14 protein-coding genes are annotated in these 18,441 nt (G+C 45.0%); 6 read left to right on the top strand and 8 right to left on the bottom strand.

Annotation, left to right across the window (positions count from 1 at the left end; all coding sequences use genetic code 11):
* The first annotated feature begins 32 nt into the window (after positions 1 to 32).
* Complete coding sequence (locus MBO_RS05990) at positions 33 to 1,859, top strand: autotransporter domain-containing protein (protein ID WP_052585335.1); 1,827 nt, start codon at positions 33 to 35, stop codon at positions 1,857 to 1,859.
* A gap of 67 nt (positions 1,860 to 1,926) precedes the next feature.
* Complete coding sequence (hemJ, locus tag MBO_RS05985) at positions 1,927 to 2,352, top strand: protoporphyrinogen oxidase HemJ (protein WP_036365525.1); 426 nt, start codon at positions 1,927 to 1,929, stop codon at positions 2,350 to 2,352.
* Positions 2,353 to 2,593: 241 nt separating this feature from the next.
* Here the strand turns inward: hemJ and MBO_RS05980 are convergent, their stop codons facing one another.
* The 6 genes from MBO_RS05980 to coaBC all read right to left on the bottom strand — a co-directional run bounded on the left by MBO_RS05980 (position 2,594) and on the right by coaBC (position 9,545).
* Positions 2,594 to 3,058 (bottom strand): hypothetical protein, encoded by a 465-nt coding sequence (locus MBO_RS05980; protein WP_160169671.1) that lies wholly within the window; start codon positions 3,056 to 3,058, stop codon positions 2,594 to 2,596.
* Complete coding sequence (gene rph, locus MBO_RS05975) at positions 3,055 to 3,771, bottom strand: ribonuclease PH (RefSeq protein WP_036365519.1); 717 nt, start codon at positions 3,769 to 3,771, stop codon at positions 3,055 to 3,057. Before rph ends, MBO_RS05980 begins: the two co-directional genes overlap by 4 nt.
* A 112-nt stretch (positions 3,772 to 3,883) precedes the next feature.
* Positions 3,884 to 5,596: an AMP-binding protein gene (locus tag MBO_RS05970; protein WP_036365515.1), complete on the bottom strand. Its 1,713-nt coding sequence runs from the start codon at positions 5,594 to 5,596 to the stop codon at positions 3,884 to 3,886.
* A gap of 193 nt (positions 5,597 to 5,789) precedes the next feature.
* Positions 5,790 to 7,484 carry an AMP-binding protein gene (locus MBO_RS05965; RefSeq protein ID WP_036365512.1) on the bottom strand — a complete coding sequence of 565 codons (1,695 nt, stop codon included), beginning with the start codon at positions 7,482 to 7,484 and terminating at the stop codon, positions 5,790 to 5,792.
* Positions 7,485 to 7,538: 54 nt separating this feature from the next.
* Positions 7,539 to 8,315, bottom strand: a complete 777-nt coding sequence (locus MBO_RS05960; protein WP_036365508.1) for a sulfite exporter TauE/SafE family protein — start codon at positions 8,313 to 8,315, stop codon at positions 7,539 to 7,541.
* A gap of 3 nt (positions 8,316 to 8,318) precedes the next feature.
* Positions 8,319 to 9,545 carry a bifunctional phosphopantothenoylcysteine decarboxylase/phosphopantothenate--cysteine ligase CoaBC gene (gene coaBC / locus MBO_RS05955; RefSeq protein ID WP_036365600.1) on the bottom strand — a complete coding sequence of 409 codons (1,227 nt, stop codon included), beginning with the start codon at positions 9,543 to 9,545 and terminating at the stop codon, positions 8,319 to 8,321.
* A 105-nt stretch (positions 9,546 to 9,650) separates the two neighbouring features.
* On the opposite strand from coaBC, the gene MBO_RS05950 reads away from it, so the two are divergent.
* Both MBO_RS05950 and MBO_RS05945 read left to right on the top strand, forming a co-directional pair.
* Positions 9,651 to 10,355, top strand: a complete 705-nt coding sequence (locus MBO_RS05950; RefSeq protein ID WP_036365505.1) for a hypothetical protein — start codon at positions 9,651 to 9,653, stop codon at positions 10,353 to 10,355.
* A complete protein-coding gene (locus MBO_RS05945; protein WP_169735849.1) occupies positions 10,355 to 10,534 on the top strand; it encodes an XRE family transcriptional regulator in 180 nt (59 codons plus the stop codon). Before MBO_RS05950 ends, MBO_RS05945 begins: the two co-directional genes overlap by 1 nt.
* Before the next feature lie 89 nt (positions 10,535 to 10,623).
* Here MBO_RS05945 and MBO_RS05940 read toward each other — a convergent pair whose 3' ends face one another.
* Entirely contained in the window at positions 10,624 to 11,373 is a 750-nt protein-coding gene (locus MBO_RS05940; protein ID WP_036365503.1) for a TSUP family transporter, read from the bottom strand.
* A gap of 127 nt (positions 11,374 to 11,500) precedes the next feature.
* On the opposite strand from MBO_RS05940, the gene MBO_RS05935 reads away from it, so the two are divergent.
* The gene (locus tag MBO_RS05935; protein ID WP_152545118.1) at positions 11,501 to 12,781 is read left to right on the top strand and encodes a dicarboxylate/amino acid:cation symporter; all 1,281 of its coding nucleotides are present in this window, start codon (positions 11,501 to 11,503) and stop codon (positions 12,779 to 12,781) included.
* Between the two features lie 71 nt (positions 12,782 to 12,852).
* Here the strand turns inward: MBO_RS05935 and MBO_RS05930 are convergent, their stop codons facing one another.
* Positions 12,853 to 15,975, bottom strand: a complete 3,123-nt coding sequence (locus MBO_RS05930) for a S8 family serine peptidase (RefSeq protein WP_152545117.1) — start codon at positions 15,973 to 15,975, stop codon at positions 12,853 to 12,855.
* A gap of 966 nt (positions 15,976 to 16,941) precedes the next feature.
* On the opposite strand from MBO_RS05930, the gene nhaA reads away from it, so the two are divergent.
* Entirely contained in the window at positions 16,942 to 18,165 is a 1,224-nt protein-coding gene (gene nhaA, locus MBO_RS05925; protein WP_036365493.1) for a Na+/H+ antiporter NhaA, read from the top strand.
* The last annotated feature ends 276 nt before the right edge of the window (positions 18,166 to 18,441 follow it).

The raw sequence follows: 18,441 nt of genomic DNA, 5'->3' as shown, positions 1-18,441 counted from the left end.
TATTTTTAAAGGATTAACACAAGGAATCAATCATGCCAAAACATGCTTTAATCAAGCGCTCTGCCATTGCCGCTGCATTAGCATTTTCGTTATACGCACCAACCTCATACGCCAACTACAGTCAGTTGGTTATTTTTGGGGACAGCTTATCGGATACGGGAAATCTTGCCAGCCAAATTAACACCAATCCTATACTCTCATCTTTTACAGGAACGCCAGGCAGCTCATTTACCACCAATCCCGATACAACTTGGGCTGGCACCTTGGCAAAATCCTACGGACTAACTGCCGACCCAAATGATAACAAAACTTTAGCGGGCACGAATTATGCCGTAGGCGGAGCTAAAGCTGACAAGGATGAAACCACGGCATTTAATATGATTGCCATTCCCTCGGTTCGCCAGCAGATGGATAATTACTTTGCTAATAATCAAAAGGCTGATCCTAGTGCACTTTATGCGGTTTGGATCGGCGCTAATGACCTACTGGCAGCAAGCTCAAAACCCACCACAGAAGCATTGGCAGAAATTCAAGCCACATCCTTAAGCCAAGCTAATTCTATTAATCGCTTGCATGAAGCAGGCGCAACACAAATTCTAGTACCGAATCTGCCTGACGTCGGCATCACACCTCGAGCTGTCGCGGATCCTAGTATCGCACAGCCAGCCACACTTGCTGCGACCGTTTATAATAGCACTCTTTTTTCACAGCTCAATACCCTAGAAGCTAATGTTATCCCTGCCAACACCTTTGCCCTTCTACAAGAAGCGGTTGCTAACAAGGAGAAATTCGGCTTTACCAACGTGAGCGGCTTCGCATGCCAAAATTTAAATAACTTAATTTCATCATTAGGGTGCCTTGAAGGCAATTGGCAAATCACAGAGCCTACTGCCAACGAAACCTATGCCTTTGCCGATGACATTCACCCATCAGGACGCACGCATCGCATTTTGGCCCAGTACTATCAGAACATTATTGATGCGCCGGCACAGATTACCTCCCTACCTGCCCAGCTGATCCGTACAGGCAGCGCCAAGGATCGACAGCTTAATCGCCGTATGGATACTTTGGACTCTCATACACATTCACTATGGGCAGATGTGTCAGGCAGTCAAGATGCTGATCCCATCGTAACGCTCGGCTTCGACAATGCTGGCCAGCATAGAAATACAGGCTTTTATCTCAGCCATCAGGAGCAAGATGACCATCTGGGCAGCACCATGAGCGCAACCACAAAAGCCGTCGGCGCAGGGCTGTATCATCGTCAGAAATTTGGCAATGTGCAACTTAAAGCCAACGTTGGCATTGATCGCCTTAGCATTGATACCAATCGTCATATCGTCTGGGATGGCGCGCCCCGAGCTCATACGAGCGAGACAAACGGCAGACGTACTCATGCAGGATTACAAATTGGTTATCAGCTGGGCAATTCGGTTACTTATCGCCCCTATATTGGTGTGAATGCCCAAAAATTGCGTGTCGGTGACATCACCGAGAACAACCCAAATCTATCGACCGCGATGCGCTTTAACAAACAAACCCAAAAATCCCTACAAGGCGAGCTGGGGCTTGATCTGCAATATTCACTAAATGACAAAGCCGATCTGTATGGCGGTGTAAGTGTCAGCCGAGAGTTTAACGATGACGAGCGCATCGTTACCGCATCTCTACCCTCTATTCGAGAATATACTCGCGGATTTAACACCATCATTAAGGGCGAAAAAGATACCTATGCTCACGCTCATCTGGGCGCCAAGTATAAGTTTGGCAATGCCAATCTAAACGCAAGCATCGCCGCAGATCGCATTGATGGCGATACGGATGTTGGCGGTCTGATTGGCATGCAGATGAAGTTTTAATTTTCAATCAGGCGATAAAAATAAAAAAGTGGTATAATGCCACTTTTTTATTGGGTGGGATAGCGCCATGTTCGAATACATAAAAGCATTTCACATCATTGCGATGGTTTGCTGGTTTGCGGGGATTTTTTATTTGCCGCGACTGTTCGTCTATCATGCCATGAGCGATGACAAGATCAGCCAAGAACGCTTCACCATCATGGAGCGCAAACTATATCGCGGCATCATGAATCCATCCATGATGGCGACATGGATCCTTGGGCTGTCTATGGTCATCATGAATTGGCAAATCTATAAGACCCAAGGCTGGCTACATGCCAAGATTACATTCGTCATCCTGCTCACCATCTACCACCTGATATGCGGTCGCTTTCGTCTTCGTCTCGCTGATAATCCCAAACTAAAAACCCACGTCTATTGGCGATGGTTTAACGAGATTCCTGTATTTATCCTGATTGCGGTGGTGATTTTGGTTGTGGTAAAGCCTTTTTAATATTCTAGATGCGAATATAAAAAGCATGTTATCACTGACTGCTTGTCGCCAGCAAAGACCTTGGCATCCAAGATCACAGTTAGTAGAGCCTGCGCTCACTCTAGAATTACCCTAGAAAAGCACAAACCTAAACGCGGTGTCGGGGTCGTCTCATAACAATACCGACACCGCGTTTATGTATAAACAAGCGATCAGATTAAAGGTTTTACAATACTCTATGGTGATAACATCGCTTTTTAATTTATTCGCCACCTTCATTCAGGGTAATGTTGGCATTGCGCCTAGCCACTTTCTGACCCATTAACACCGCCTTAGCGATGGCGATCTCGCGCTCATCTTCAAACCCCAAGAATCTATGGGTCACTCCCCTGTCAGATACCACAAGGCTGTCGCCATTGACATCAATTCGAACATCATCGCTTAACAACATTCCCATGCCGTTGATGGTCAGATGGCGATTTTTGGCAATAAGAACACCTCTGGCGTATCGCTTTTGGGTTTTGGTGGCGTGTTTTCTTTGATTAAAAAAATACATCAAAACCGCCCAAATCGCCACCGAACCGATGGCATAAGGCACAGGCATGGTAAAACAAATGACCGCCACGATGAGCGCAAAGACAAGCATGCCACTCGCCCACAAGAATAACGGATCGCTGTCCTTGCCCGTCAATGTAATCGATACACCGTCATCTAGAACTTGCATCACCAGCCCAGCGCCTTTTGTTGAGCGTCGATCAGTGAGCGAATGCCTGCATCAGCAAGTGCCAACATCGCATCCGCCTCATCACGAGTGAACGGCTTATCCTCTGCCGTTCCTTGGATTTCAATAAATCCGCCCGCCTGTGTCATGACCACATTCAAATCCGTATCGCAGGTAGAATCCTCTGAATAATCAAGGTCTAGATAAGCCTTGCCATCCTTGATGCCAACCGATACTGCCGCCACAAGCCCAAGCAATGGATCTTGGGTTAGTTTCTTATTGCGCTGCAAGCTCTCTAGCGCATCGATAAGCGCGATTGCTGCGCCTGTGATACTGGCTGTACGCGTACCGCCATCAGCCTGAATCACATCGCAATCAATGTAGATGGTGTTCTCACCAAGCTTTTTTAGATCCAGCATCGCGCGCAGAGAACGCCCGATAAGTCGCTGAATCTCTTGGGTTCGTCCTGATTGCTTGCCACGAGCGGCTTCACGCTGCGTGCGCGTGCCGGTGGCGCGTGGCAGCATGCCGTATTCAGCCGTGAGCCAGCCCTGACCCTGACCTTTTAGCCAGCGCGGCACGCCTGCCTCAACACTTGCCGTGCACAGTACCTTGGTATCACCAAAGCTTACCAAAACCGAACCTTCAGCATGCTTGGTATAATTACGGACGAACGACACTGGACGAAGTTCGTTTAATTGACGGCCATCATTACGCATATAAATTCCTAGATTGATGAATGATTAAAATTAGTGCCATTTTAACAAGTTATCATCAATAACACAAAACAAAAAGACCTGCTGGGCAAGTCTTTTGTTGATGGTTTCTGTACTAGGTGATATTTTCTTTCTCAAGAGCGCGCAAATCTTTACGCAGAATCTTACCGACATTCGACTTAGGCAGCTCATCAATAAATTCGATGAGTTTGGGGCGCTTATAGCCAGTTAAGTGCTCTTTGGCCCATGCTTTGACTTCTTTGTCGGTTAGAGTTTCGTCTTTTTTGACGATGAATACCTTGACCGTCTCACCACTGTGCTCATCAGACACGCCGATGACGCCACACTCCAGCACTTTAGGGTGAGCAGCGATCACTTCTTCGACTTCATTAGGATAGACATTAAAGCCTGATACCAAGATCATGTCTTTTTTACGATCGACGATTTTGATGAAGCCTTTTTCGTCCATGACGCCGATATCGCCTGTGCGAAAATAGCCATCTTTCGTCATGACTTTCTCAGTCTCGTCATCGCGCTTCCAGTAGCCTTTCATGACCTGCGGACCTTTGGCACAAATCTCACCCGCCTCGCCAAGCGCCACTTCATTATCATCATCACCAAGCAGAATAATGTCAGTATCTGGGAATGGCAGACCGATCTTACCCGTATAGCCACCTGGTGGATTCAATGTTAGCACAGGCGATGTCTCAGACAGACCATAGCCCTCGGCGATATAATTCCCCGTAAGCTTCTCCCACTCAGCCGCCGTGCTAGGCAGCACCGACATACCGCCACCAAGTGACAATCGTAGGTTCGTGTGATCAAGCGCGCGGAATCCCTCATGATGCGCCAACGCATTGAACAGCGTATTTACCGCAGGGAAGAATACAGGCTTATATTTAGCAAAGTCCTTAGTCACAGCCGCAAAATCTCTAGGGTTGGTGATCAAAAGCTGACTAAAGCCCATCTTCATACCCAAAAGGCCACACGCCGTAAATGAGAAAATATGATAAAGTGGCAAGGCGACAGCGATGTATTTGCCAGTCAAATCCTCAGAATCTGGGAAAATCTTATTCACAAAGGTCAGGCACTGCTTGACGTTCGCGATCAAATTGGCATGGGTAAGCATCGCCCCCTTGGCCACGCCTGTCGTACCGCCCGTGTACTGCAACACCGCGATGTCGTCTAACGTGAGTGTCGGTCGCTCATAGCGGCTGGCCGATACACTGTTTAACGCGTCTTTGAAGGTGGTGTGGTTTGGAATGTTCCAAGCGGGTACCATTTTTTTGATGTGGCGCACCACCGCATTGACGATAAAGCCTTTAAATCCTAACATGTCGCCAAGCGTCGCAACGATGACGTGCTTAACTCTGCCTTTATCTCTGACTTTCTCAAAGGTATGCGCAAAATTCTCCACGATGACCAATGCATCTGCCTCGCTGTCCTTAAGCTGATGCTCAAGCTCATGCGCGGTGTACAGCGGATTGACATTCACTAGGGTCAGACCCGCTCGGATAACACCAATCATCGCAATCGGGTATTGCAGAATGTTTGGCATCATGACTGCAACTTTATTGCCCTTGGCAAGCCCTAGCGACTGTAAATATGCCGCCATCTGACGACTGTAATCATCAAGCTCTTTATAGGTGATGGATGCACCCATGCACGTATAGGCAATCTTATTGCCATGCTTGGCAAAGCTCTCCTCAAACGCATCAACGAGCGAATGAATGTGACTTGTCAAATCCAAATGCAGCTCAAGCCCTTCTTCTGCATAAGTCTGGATCCAAGGGCGATCTGAAGGAATGCTAAAATTCGTTGCTGTCATGGCATTAATTTCCTTTTAACTATTTATGTATTTACTCATCAGCGCGCTGATTTATCCGTTAACAGATGTTTTATAACATACAACATTTTTACCACTTTTCCAATCAATTTTTTGATATTTTATGCAAAATCAATTCAAAAAAATAAAAGTACAGCCCTGTCGGTCATGCTTTTAAAATCAAAATCTACTTTTGTTACGATTGATCGAGCAATCTTAGCTCTTTGCGTAGGATTTTACCCACGTTAGATTTTGGTAACTCAGTGACGAATTTCACTTGTTTTGGACGTTTATAACCTGTCAGCTGCTGCTTCGCCCACGCTTTGATGTCTTTTTCGCTAAGCGTGTCGTCTTTTTTTACCACAAAGACTTTAACCACCTCACCACTGTGCTCATCTTCAACGCCGATGACGCCACACTCCAGCACTTTAGGGTGAGCAGCGATCACTTCTTCGACTTCATTAGGATAGACATTAAAGCCTGATACCAAAATCATGTCTTTTTTGCGATCGACGATTTTAAAATAACCGCGTTCATCCATGACACCGATGTCGCCTGTGCGAAAATAGCCATCTTTCGTCATGACTTTCTCAGTCTCGTCATCGCGCTTCCAGTAGCCTTTCATGACCTGCGGGCCTTTGGCACAAATCTCACCCGCCTCGCCAAGCGCCACTTCATTGCCGTCATCGTCCAGCAGAATGATGTCGGTTGCAGGAAAAGGAATGCCGATTTTGCCCGTATATTGCCCAAGCGGATTAAAGGTCAATACAGGCGACGTCTCAGACAGCCCATAACCTTCAATGATGTAATTGCCCGTCATGCGCTCCCACGCCTCAGCTGTGCTAGGCAGTACTGACATGCCACCACCCAATGAGACCTTGAGACGAGAATGGTCAAGTTTTTGAAAGCCCTTATGGTTGGCAAGTGCATTAAACAGCGTATTCACCGCAGGGAAGAATACGGGCTTGTATTTGGCAAATTGCTTAGTCAAATCGTCCAAATCACGCGCATTAGGGATCAGCAGCATCGCCATGCCCATATTCATGCCAAGCAAGGTTACCATGAACGAAAAAATATGATAAAGCGGCAATGCCACCGCCATATAATCGCCATGCTGATAAGGCTTTTCAAATCCTTTCTCCACATAGGTCATGCACTGCTCGACGTTCGAGATGACATTACCATGAGTAAGCATCGCGCCCTTTGCCACGCCTGTCGTGCCACCGGTGTACTGCAAAATAGCCACATCATCAAGGGACAAGCTGGGTCGAACATAGCGAGATGCTGAGACTTGATTTAACGCATCGTTAAATCTGACCGCACCTTCGATATGATAGCTTGGTACCATTTTTTTGACATGGCGCACGACGGCATTGACCATGATGCCTTTTAGACCCAACATGTCGCCCACACCTGTGGTGATAACATGGCGAATCTGCCCTTTGTCTTTTACCTTCTCAAATGTCTTAGCAAAATTCTCAATAATAAACAAAACCTTAACTTCAGCGTCTTTTAGCTGATGTTCAAGCTCGTGCGCGGTGTACAGCGGATTGACATTCACCAACACAAAGCCTGCTCGCACGATCGCCATCATCGTAACCAAATACTGCGGTACGTTTGGCATCATGACAGCAACTTTATCACCCCTCTCCAGTCCTAACGACTGCAAATAGGCCGCCATCTGACGGCTATACATATCCAGGTCGTGATAGCTGATGGTCTTACCCATGAAGGTCAGAACAGGCTGCTTGGCATGACGACTAAAATTACGCTCAAAAAAATCAGGCAGACTCTGCACGCCGTCAGGCAATGAAAAATCAATATTTAGCCCATGCTCATGGTACGTTGCCTGCCAAGCACGATCTGATGGCGTGGTGAATTTATTATTCATAACAACTCTCTTTTCATTTTAATCTATAAATGACTCAATAATCACAATTCACATCTAATATTGGCCCGTCATAAGCATGCTAGCACCCTGCCAGCCAACTTTAATACCCAATAATAGCAAAATCACCAAAATCATCAAACGGAATTTATCCTTAGGCAGATACCCACCCAGTCGTCCGCCGATGATGATGCCAATCACAGACAGCGCCGTCAATACACCAATCACACCCCACGTCTGCGCAGGAACGGTGAAAATAATGTCTTTTAGCACGACGAACTGCACGAGCTTATTGACAAAATAACACAAATTACCGACCTTGATAATCGTGTCCTTATCATCGGTCATTGAAAGTAGGTACATCAAGAGCACGGACGACATCGCATTCGTTGCACCGCCGATCACCCCCGCGATAAAGCCAATAGTGATGAGCGAGCCTAAAGTATCAGGCAGGACAATTTTTTTACCCATCAGGCTTGTGATGGCATACCAAAGCACCGCCACCGATAATGCCAGCATCAGATAGGCAGAATTCATTACCAACAGCAGATAAGCTCCAAGCGCACTGCCGATGACAGACACGACGATGAGCGCCCAGTATTTCTTGAGATAATGTGTGAAGTTATACCAAGCGCTGCCTTGACCACTGATCCAAGCGATGAGATTGAGCACCGCGGTTGGCACCAACACGATGATGATCGCATCGGTCAGACCAAATGGCGAGCTAAGCGCGCCGATCGTGACAAGCGGAAAGCCCATGCCTGCAATGCCATGCAGAATACTCGCCACCAAAAATAGCGCAAAAATCCAGATCTCAAGGCTTAGCGCTCTCATCGTCTAACGACCCAACACGCCACCAATGGCATCAACGATGCGTGCTGCGATATTGTCTTTACTGTCTTTATCCAAGACCAGCTTGTCCCTGCCATACCGCTCGGCAAAAAACACCGTCATGGCGTTATTGTCCGAACCAAAGCCGATACTTTTGTCCGATACGTCATTGACCGCTATCATGTCCAAATTTTTGGCGGTAAGTTTGGTGCGAGCGTAATTTTCGGTGTCTTGGGTCTCGGCGGCAAAGCCTACCATGATAGCGCTTGGAAAGGTGTGGCTCATCGTTGCCAAAATGTCGGGGTTTTTGATAAGCTCTAAGGTCAAGCCGTCTTGGTCGGACGTTTTTTTGATTTTTTGGGTGGCAATGCTCTTGACCTTATAATCCGCCACGGCAGCGGTGGCGATGAAAATGGTGTCGCTGTCGTTCGTCATCACCGACTGGCAGGCGGTGAGCATATCATTGGCATTGCCAACCGTCAGCCGTTTTGCCCCAAAAGGGGTTGGCAAATGCACTGCCCGCCCTGCTATCAGGGTAACGTCCGCCCCTGCGTTCACACACGCCCGAGCAATGGCAAAGCCCATTTTGCCAGTGGAATGGTTGGATAAAAATCGCACGGGGTCGATGGCTTCAATGGTCGCCCCTGCGGTGATGACGACTTTTTTGCCGTGTAAGGCTTGGGGCGTTTGGCGTTTGGCAAGGAGCGTCAAAATCCGCTCGCACAAATCATCAGGCTCAGGCAATCGCCCTAACCCCACATCACCACACGCCTGCTCACCGCTATCGGGGGTCAGCACGGTGTAGCCAAAACGGGTAAGTTTGGCAAGATTATCTTGGACAATGGCGTGGGCGTACATCGCCTGATTCATGGCAGGGACGATGACAATGGGGGCGGTGGTGGCAAGGGCAACGGTAGTTACAAGGTTGTCAGCAAGTCCGTGAGCGAGCTTGCCAATCGTGTTGGCACTGGCAGGGGCGATGACAACCATGTCCGCCCATTTGGCAAGCTCAATATGCCCCATACCACGTTCGGCTTCATCATCCAGCAGTTTGGTGTGGACTTCGTTGCCTGTCAAGGCTTGCAAGGTCAAAGGCGTGATAAACTCGCACGCCCCATCCGTCATCATCACACGCACACTGCAACCTGCTTTCATAAGTAAGCGAGCAAGGATGGCGGATTTATAGGCGGAGATACCGCCTGTTATGGCAAGTAGGATTTTGGGGTGGGTCATGGCATTGTCTTTAATTAAAAATGTTGCTATTATAACATCAATCATCTAAAATCTTAACATTCTGACCAAGCAAATCAATGCATCTTATTTTTATCAAATAAAACCATGAATTTAAAGCCATATTACTTACACACTCTTGATATAAAAAATGGACAGGGAAAATTGGTTCCAGCAAGATTTTTTGATTATACATATAATGAAGATGATGATTACTGCATATTTCATGCAGACATCAAAAAAATTTTATCCTATTATAAATTTGCACCCAATGCCATACCTTCATTTATCATCAAAGACAAGTACAAACCTATTTCCGCCTATAATCCAAAAAGAGAAACCATGAACTACAATGCTTTGCAAAATATTGTTTATGATTTAATGGAGTATTTTGGCATCTATAATCATTGGCAAGAAATTCCAATAGAAACCAAATATCAAGAAACAGACTTTTTTAATACTATACCTAAACAATTTTCCAAGACATACGAAAAAATTTATAAAGAATCTTTAACTTGCAATGATTCGTATAAGGAACCTTGTTTAAAGCTGCCAATTTTTTCTATTTGTCATGGCAACTTTAAGATTGAAATTTTGAAAAATACTCAATATTTTGGTTTAAATATTACCAAAAAACAAGTTATTGAATATTCAGACATAGCCATTGTGCCGATTGACGGCAATCACAGATTAAGAGCTTTGGAAGCATTGGGAGCAAGGGATATTCTTATAAAAATACCTAAAAATCAAATAAATGAATTTACTTCTTTGTGTGTATACAAAAAAACTGATAATTCAAACAAGGAATTCTAATGAAATTTCATTCTGTATTTAATGCCATAGCCGACACCCCCGCCCAAAGTGCCAACCTAAAACTAAGAGCCGAACTGCTTGCTCATATCCAAGACACCCTAGCCGATATGGACGGCACGCAAGCCGAGCTGACTCTTGTTTGTGGATTGACACAACCACGCCTAAATGATTTATTATAAGGCAAAATCAGCAAATTTAGCCTTGATGCGCTGGTTAATATCAATGCCAATTTGGGCATGGAAGTGGGATTGGTGTTTGCTTAATTGATTTACCCCCAAACCAATTTTGCCACCATGCAAAAGCACATCACCACAATCACAGGGCGGATAAATTTTGCCCCGCCCTTAACGACCATGTGCGAGCCCAGATACGCTCCGACTAGCTGCCCTGCCATCATGACAAGCCCCACAACCCACACCACTTGACCACCTAGAATAAAGAAAATCAAAGACGCAATGTTGGTGGCAAAATTTAACAGCTTGGCTCGAGCGGTGGCTTGCACCAAATCACGTCCACGAAGCACAACCTGCGACAGACTAAAAAACGTCCCCGTCCCCGGTCCAAAATAGCCGTCATACAGCCCGATGAGTGGAGCGATAGTACGTTCATATGACTTTTGACTCATTTTGGGCGTGGTCTCTAACTTACCTAAATTGGGGCTAAACAGCGTATAAATCCCCACCGTCCCGATGACAAAGGGCAATGCCTTTTGTAAAAATTCAGGTGGCGAGAGCTGTACTAAAATTGTCCCTATGCCTGAGCCGACAAAGGCAAAGAGTAAGGCAATTTTCATCATCTTAGGATGAATAAGCCCCTTTTTTATCATGGTAACACTTGCCGAGAATGACCCTGCACAGGCTTGTAATTTGTTGGTGGCAAGCACCGCCACAGGGTTCATGCCCGTCAAAAGCAAGGCAGGAATGGTCAAAAGTCCACCCCCGCCTGCCATGGCATCAATAAATCCCGCCATGAGCGCCACAAAAAAGAGTATGGAAATAAGCTGAGTGGTGAGCTCCATAAATTGCCTTTATTTTAAGTTTTATCACAAAAACTTATTTTATCATAATTTATTACAAAAAATAATTTTTATGTTAAAATACGCAAATTTTTGTTATTTTTAGTTATCATTCACATAGGGCATTTCAATGTCAAAACTTTTTTCATGGTATTTTAAGCCAAACTTATTATTAAGAATCCTAATCGGCTTAATCCTAGGCTCAATTTGCGGTATCATTTTTCAAAATGCCCAAACCGCCATTAGCATTTTATCGCCCATTGGCGAGCTGTTCATTCGTCTGTTAAAGATGATTGTCATTCCTGTCATTGCGTCCACGCTCATCGTGGGGGCAAGCTCAATCACGCCTGCCCAGCTTGGGCGTATCGGCATAAAAACACTCATTTATTATACCATTACGTCCATTTTTGCCATTATTATCGGGCTTGGCGTGGGCAAGCTCTTTAGCCCTGGTTTGGGGCTAGAACTCATCGCCGACACCGCAAGCGAAGGCAAAACCGCCGAAGCCCCAAGCATGCTTCAAATCCTGCTTGAAATCGTCCCCACGAACCCAATCGGTGTGATTAGTAGCGGTCAAGTTTTGCCCATGATTTTCTTTTGTTTGATATTTGGCATCGCCCTTGCCTTTGGGCGTGATAGCGATGATGAGAATGTCAAAAAAAGCTCGGACACCGTGTTTTATTTTGTGGACGGGGTTAGCCAAGCGATGTTTAAGATTGTCGGCTGGGTCATGCAGTACGCTCCGATTGGCGTGTTTGCGTTGATTTTTATTGTTTTTTCAAAAAATGGGGCAACCGCTTTTGGCTCTTTGGCAAGCGTTACAGCAACCGTTTATGTCGGCTTTATCATGCAAATCCTACTGGTCTACTGCGTGATTTGTGCGTTGATGAAGCTCTCCCCACTTGTCTTTTTGAAAAAAGCTCGCCCTGCCCTTATCACAGGCTTTGTAACCCGTTCATCAGGGGCAACCTTGCCTGTGTCTATCCAGTCATCGCAAAACATGGGCGTACCTAAGAACATTTATAGCTTTGGCTTGCCTGTCGGTTCGACGATGAACATGGACGGCACGACTGTATATCTTGGCGTGTGTGCGATTTTTATCGCCAATGCGGTGGGTGTACCGCTTGACGGCTCGCAAATGCTGACCATCACGATGACTGCCGTGCTTGGGGCGATTGGGACAGCAGGTGTGCCAGGGGCAGGGGCAATTATGCTACTTATGGTGCTAGAGTCCATTGGCTTGCCTGTGGAAGCTGGCTCGGCGGTGGCGATTGCCTATGGCATGATTTTGGGCATTGATGCCTTGCTTGATATGGGACGCACCGCCCTAAACGTTGGGGGCGATATCGCAGGGGTGGTAACTGTTGCCAAACAAGAAAATACGTTGGATAAAGCAGCGTGGGATTCTTGATTGTTGATATTTGAAAAACAAAAAACAGCACAACCGAAATTGTGCTGTTTTTTTGTTGCCTGATTAATGAATTAGAACTTGCTGGTGAAGCTTAGACCTACCTGAGAAGCATCTGAATCGCCACTACCTGTGTAGCTGTAGTTTAGACCCACTTGGCTGTTTGGTGCCACATTATAGTTAGCACCAACCTTGGCTGACCATTTGGTTTTGTCAGTATCCCAAGTGCCATACTGTACATCTGTCGCTGTACCAACATAGCGAGTGTCTAGGTTGGTGTCACGGCTAACAGCGTGAGCAACTTGCACACCACCAGTAAGCTGTAGAGCAGGTGTTGCTTGGAACACCATATCAGCACCCACGCCTACTTGGGTTTGTTTTGCTTTGATGTCGTTAACAATGTTAAGACCGTCATTGAAGCTACCATCGTTTTTGTACTGCTGATGGTTAACAAAGGCATAAGGTTGTACACTCACGCCCGATGCAGTACCAATGTTTGTACCTGCTTGGATGCCAGCACCATATAGCTTACCATTGTACTCAACTTTGTTAGAGTTTTCACCACGGCTGGCTTCTGTATCAACTTTGGCACCTTTTACCCAACCTGATAGATAGGCATCACCCAACTTCTTAGAAGCACCAACGGTCAGACCGATGCTGTCAGTCTTAGTGCTGTTGCCAATACCATAAACAGATTCTGACAAATCAAGATTGCCCACATCAAGCTGTGCACCAACACTAATGTCGGCTGCAGTTTGAGTGCTTGCACCAACACTAATGTTGTTGCCTTTACGTGCACTTGTGGCATGCTCTAGTTCTACATCATAATCATGGTGACTGATATTGCCCCAAACACCTCTTGGCTTGCTGACACGCTTACCAAATTCGGTTGCATGGTTAGCACTGTCTTCTACTGCGTTTAATGCACTGTCAGCATAGAAAGTTGGGTCAAGCTTGTATAGTTCACGGTTGGTGCTTACTGTAGAAAGTTTAGATTCTGCACCAGAATTCATGTTTTCAAAACCAGTGAATACACGGTTAGCAAATTGCTTCTCATCACTGGTCAGTGAACCTTGTGTTTCTTGTCTAGCATCCAGGTCGATAAGCACCTTATCAAGATTGTCCGCCACACGGCTACCGCTGTCTGTCAAGCTAACGCTACGAGCAACATTGCCTGCACTTAGACGTTTGGCAGTTACTTGCACGTCATTGTTCGTGCGTAAGTCACCTACCACTCTGCCATTTCTGTCTACTTCTGGCGTATATTCAACATTTGTTACTTCAAATAATGGGTTGCTTGAACGATAATTGTCAAATTGACTTTCAAGGCCACGCTTAGCACGAAGTACAGTGCTACGGCTGCCTGATTTGCTGATGATGCCATCTTCGGTCTCGCCAGTAAGATTTAGCGTACCGCCAAGTTTGGCTTTACCATCTACAGTAACCATGTTACCAAACTGAGCTTTAAAGCCTGCATCCACGCCACGCTGAGTGTTAACTTCGTAGTCGCCTTTGATGTTTAGGTTGCCTTCGTTATTCACCCAGCCGCCTGTTTGACGAACGTTGGCTACATTACCATAACCTGTTAGCTCGCCACCTTTAACGACCATGGTAGAATTAACATTGTTGCCGTTGATTTCTAGCGAACCGCCTTCGATGATAGAGTCGCCTTTATGGCTGTTGTTACCTATAAAGACAAGTTTACCCCCGCCTTTTTTGGTGAAACCTTTATCACCTTTTAGATCGTTGTAGAATACTGACAGCGGTGTGCCTTTGGTGTCAAGCTCTACATTATCCCAATAGAAACCACCATAACCCTTGGTAGCTGCCTCTGGATCTAACAGACCCCAACCATCTTGCCAAGTGATGTTCTTACCATTGTGGTTTTTGATGACACGGCGGTTTTCCCAACCAACATCGCCCGGAATGTAGTAGTTATAACCATCGTCATAATATTCGCCGTAGTAGCCAGATGGTAGTCTGCTTACTTTTCTTAGGCCCTGATAGCCATTCGGTGAATTAGCAGCGATTTCTGCAAAGTCTTTGGCAGTACCTAAGATGGTCTGAGAGATGTTTTCATTTTTCATCCATGGGTAAGCGGATTGAACCAATACAGCCGTACCTGCCACACGTGCAGTTGCAGGCGATGTGCCTTTATAGCTGCTCAATCTGCCATTGTTGGCATAGTTTTCGGTAGATGATGTTGCTGATACGCACCATTCAGCCGTACGACCACAGTCATTAGCTTGGTTAAAGTCCTCACGCGGTGACGATACAGTAATGAAGCCTTTTTTGAAATTACTGTTCATGAGCGGTGCTAGGTTTTCATCATGAGCATCGTTCAAGCCTTCGTTACCTGTTGCTTTTACGATAAGCGCATCACGATTCATGATAAGATCATGAATGACAGGCAAATTCACTTCAGCATTGGTAATACTGGTTCTGTAAGGATCTGGATCAATCTGTCCTGTAGCAGGATTGTAATTGAGGCGCTGAGCATCGTAATACCATTCGTCAGTGTTGTCATAACCCCAAGAGTTGTTAAAAATCTTGACACCATGGTCTTGATTTAGCTTACGCATCATCAAGAACTGATTACCGCCATTAGACGCGTGGTCAACACTATCACTACCATAGATCTTAGCATTGGTCATGCCATTGTTACCCGCAATCACAGCCGCCATTTGGTTGCCATGGTCGCCGCTGGCAGAAGTGGTTGCCGCTTCAATGATGCCTGAGTCGTTCTCTGGTGTGAAACAGGTTGCAAGTCCCCAAGACACACACTTGATCTGTGTATCATTGACATTAGCACCAATCATGTCTTTATTGAATCGATTGATGCCTGTGTCAATCACACCAACTTTGGCTTGACGTGTATCAATGGTGTTCTTTAGGTTGTCAAGACGCTTAGCATAACCATCTTCGGTTGTGCCATAAAGTTTAGATGTCAAATTAGAATTATTTGACGTATCCATGACACTATAACCTGTACGTGTGCCAGCACTTGGTGCAGGTTGGTTGAGTTTTAGATTGTCTTGAACGCGTCTTGTGTAATCAGGCTGTCTCACCTCTGCTGGCGATACTGGAGCAATATAGCTACCTGATATACCGCCACTAATTGGTGCCGGTGTTGGCACAGGCGTTGGAGCCGGAATCGGGGCTGGGGTCGGACGAACAAGTTCAGGAGCCGGTCTCACAGGGCTTGGCACTGGAGTTGGAATTGGTCTAAAACGTTTAAGGAAATATAAATAGTAATCGTAGAAAGAGTATTTAGAACTATTGTACTGTGAATCAACAATCATTGGAGCTGAGTTGGCATAACTTACCGTACTACTAGCACTAATTACCAGCATGCAAGCCATACCTAAAGACTTAACATAGAACCCTTTCTTGGCAGGTTGAGTTTGTAATGACATATTACACCTTTTTGTGTTTATCATTGTCACTAAGTCTATTATTCCCACTAAAAATTTACACACTTATTGCTTAGAGTGTAGATTCTTAATGATGCGCCCGCAACAGACAATCAGCGATTACCTGTTGTTCAAATGAAGTCCCAAAGACATCACCTCCTAATAAGATAACATTAATTAAATAATACCATTAGGATAACTTACTTAGTAAGCTAAGATAATTCTAATTAAAGACAAGAATTAATGTCTAGTTTAAAATAGACATAATTTATTATATTTTAGAAATAATATTGCAGACCTTTGATTCATATTGTTATTTTTTTAATGCGCAAATGTTCATTGTTAAATAAATATTAACAATAGAGTTAATGTAGAAATGTTATCAAAAAATAAGAGAGAATTTTCCTATTAAAAAATTGCACATTTATTCTAGATTTTTCAGAAAATGAGTAGAAGTATTGCCAATAGTTAAAGATTATTAATACAATTAAATTAATCAGGACACAAAAATCAAAATACAATTTATAAAAATTACTTTAAATAAAGTAATTAGCCCAGCACCTCCATTAATTATTTTAAAACACTTCTTGATACTAGATTAATAATTCAAACAGCCGACACTCAACTCCTTACAAAGATTTAACACAAAAATAATAAAAAACCTTTAACCCCATTAGTATTTATGATATATTTCCTAGATTGCTTTAATTTTATCAATCAAAACTCACAGCCAAAAAAGAGACAATAACCATGCCGATAAGTCGAGTAAAATCTTTTTTTGAGTTGGAAGCTGCGGGCGGTATTGTGCTTGCCTTTGCTGCTTTACTTGCAATGCTCGTCGCCAACTCACCTTTATCTGAACTATATAATGCATTTATTCATGCGCCGGTTGTCATTCAGATTGGTGATTTTGAAATCGCCAAAGACGCTCACCACTGGATTAATGACGGCTTAATGGCAGTATTTTTCTTTTTAGTTGGTCTTGAGTTAAAACGTGAAGCGCTCATCGGCGAGCTGTCGGACATCAAACAAATTATACTCCCCGCCTTGTGCGCGGTGGGCGGCATGGTGGCGCCTGCCTTGGTATATTTTGGGCTTAATCATGGCGATGCAGAAGCCATGAAAGGCTGGGCAGTCCCTACCGCCACCGACATCGCCTTTGCCATTGGTGTGCTTAGCTTATTGGGTAATAAAGTACCCAATGCGCTTAAGGTATTCTTGGTTTCCATTGCGATTTTTGACGACTTGGGCGCGATCATCATTATTGCACTATTTTATACTTCTGAATTATCACTCTTCTCTCTAGCGGTCGCCGCGGTTTGTTTGCCATTCTTATTCTTATTAAACCGTCTAAATGTCGTCCGCTTAACCCCTTACATTCTCATCGGCGTTATCCTATGGGTAGCGATGTTAAAATCAGGAGTTCATGCCACATTGGCAGGTGTGTTATTGGCGTTCTTTATCCCACTTCGCAACAATAAAGACCCTGAGCATTCACCGTTAGAGGAGCTAGAGCACGACTTACATAACACGGTTGCTTTTGGTATTTTGCCACTATTCGCCTTTGCCAACGCTGGTATCTCGTTAGCTGGTACGAACATGGGCGAACTGATGCACGGCGTACCTCTAGGGATTGCATTGGGCTTATTTATTGGTAAACAAATCGGCGTCATGCTTCCTGTGTTTATTGTGCTTAAGCTGGGGCTGGCGGCACTGCCTAGCGGCACGAACATTAAACAAATCTATGGCGTATCTATGCTGTGCGGCATTGGTTTTACCATGTCGTTATTCATCTCGGGTCTAGCATTCGGTGGCATTCCAGACGATTACGACCCACGTCTGGGTATCATCCTAGGATCACTTATCTCTGGCGTCGTGGGCTATCTCATCCTGCGTGCCAACATTAAAGACGCCGATCATCCAACGCTGGTTAAAGATGACGGCATGTACCTAGGCACAGGCGAACCAAAGTAAACAATACAACCATTAAAAAAGCGAGCCAAAAGGCTCGCTTTTTTATACCATCAAATATCATCATGCGCATGATAAACTAAAGACACGACCTGAGAACCTCGCTCACCTTTTCATAAGATATTTCCTACTTTGCCCAATTCTAACATCTTTCTTTAATTACAATTTTATGGGTAAAATTTTTCACATCACTCATACAATTTTCCCTGTACGCATTACATCATGTCTGAATTTTTTGGATAGAATAAATTAAGGTCTTAAGACTTCATTAGTATTTAG

Source organism: Moraxella bovoculi 237 (assembly GCF_000696305.2).
Lineage (GTDB): Bacteria > Pseudomonadota > Gammaproteobacteria > Pseudomonadales > Moraxellaceae > Moraxella > Moraxella bovoculi.
The sequence above is the reverse complement of the archived record's forward strand: the minus strand, read 5'-3'. Positions and strand labels throughout refer to the sequence as shown.

Excerpts from the sequence above, each read along its gene's own strand:
- MBO_RS05990 (WP_052585335.1), top strand. The coding sequence starts at position 33 with ATGCCAAAACATGCTTTAATCAAGCGCTCTGCCATTGCCGCTGCATTA.
- hemJ (WP_036365525.1), top strand. The coding sequence starts at position 1,927 with ATGTTCGAATACATAAAAGCATTTCACATCATTGCGATGGTTTGCTGG.
- rph (WP_036365519.1), bottom strand. The coding sequence starts at position 3,771 with ATGCGTAATGATGGCCGTCAATTAAACGAACTTCGTCCAGTGTCGTTC.
- MBO_RS05970 (WP_036365515.1), bottom strand. The coding sequence starts at position 5,596 with ATGACAGCAACGAATTTTAGCATTCCTTCAGATCGCCCTTGGATCCAG.
- MBO_RS05965 (WP_036365512.1), bottom strand. The coding sequence starts at position 7,484 with ATGAATAATAAATTCACCACGCCATCAGATCGTGCTTGGCAGGCAACG.
- MBO_RS05960 (WP_036365508.1), bottom strand. The coding sequence starts at position 8,315 with ATGAGAGCGCTAAGCCTTGAGATCTGGATTTTTGCGCTATTTTTGGTG.
- coaBC (WP_036365600.1), bottom strand. The coding sequence starts at position 9,545 with ATGACCCACCCCAAAATCCTACTTGCCATAACAGGCGGTATCTCCGCC.
- MBO_RS05950 (WP_036365505.1), top strand. The coding sequence starts at position 9,651 with ATGAATTTAAAGCCATATTACTTACACACTCTTGATATAAAAAATGGA.
- MBO_RS05945 (WP_169735849.1), top strand. The coding sequence starts at position 10,355 with ATGAAATTTCATTCTGTATTTAATGCCATAGCCGACACCCCCGCCCAA.
- MBO_RS05940 (WP_036365503.1), bottom strand. The coding sequence starts at position 11,373 with ATGGAGCTCACCACTCAGCTTATTTCCATACTCTTTTTTGTGGCGCTC.
- MBO_RS05935 (WP_152545118.1), top strand. The coding sequence starts at position 11,501 with ATGTCAAAACTTTTTTCATGGTATTTTAAGCCAAACTTATTATTAAGA.
- nhaA (WP_036365493.1), top strand. The coding sequence starts at position 16,942 with ATGCCGATAAGTCGAGTAAAATCTTTTTTTGAGTTGGAAGCTGCGGGC.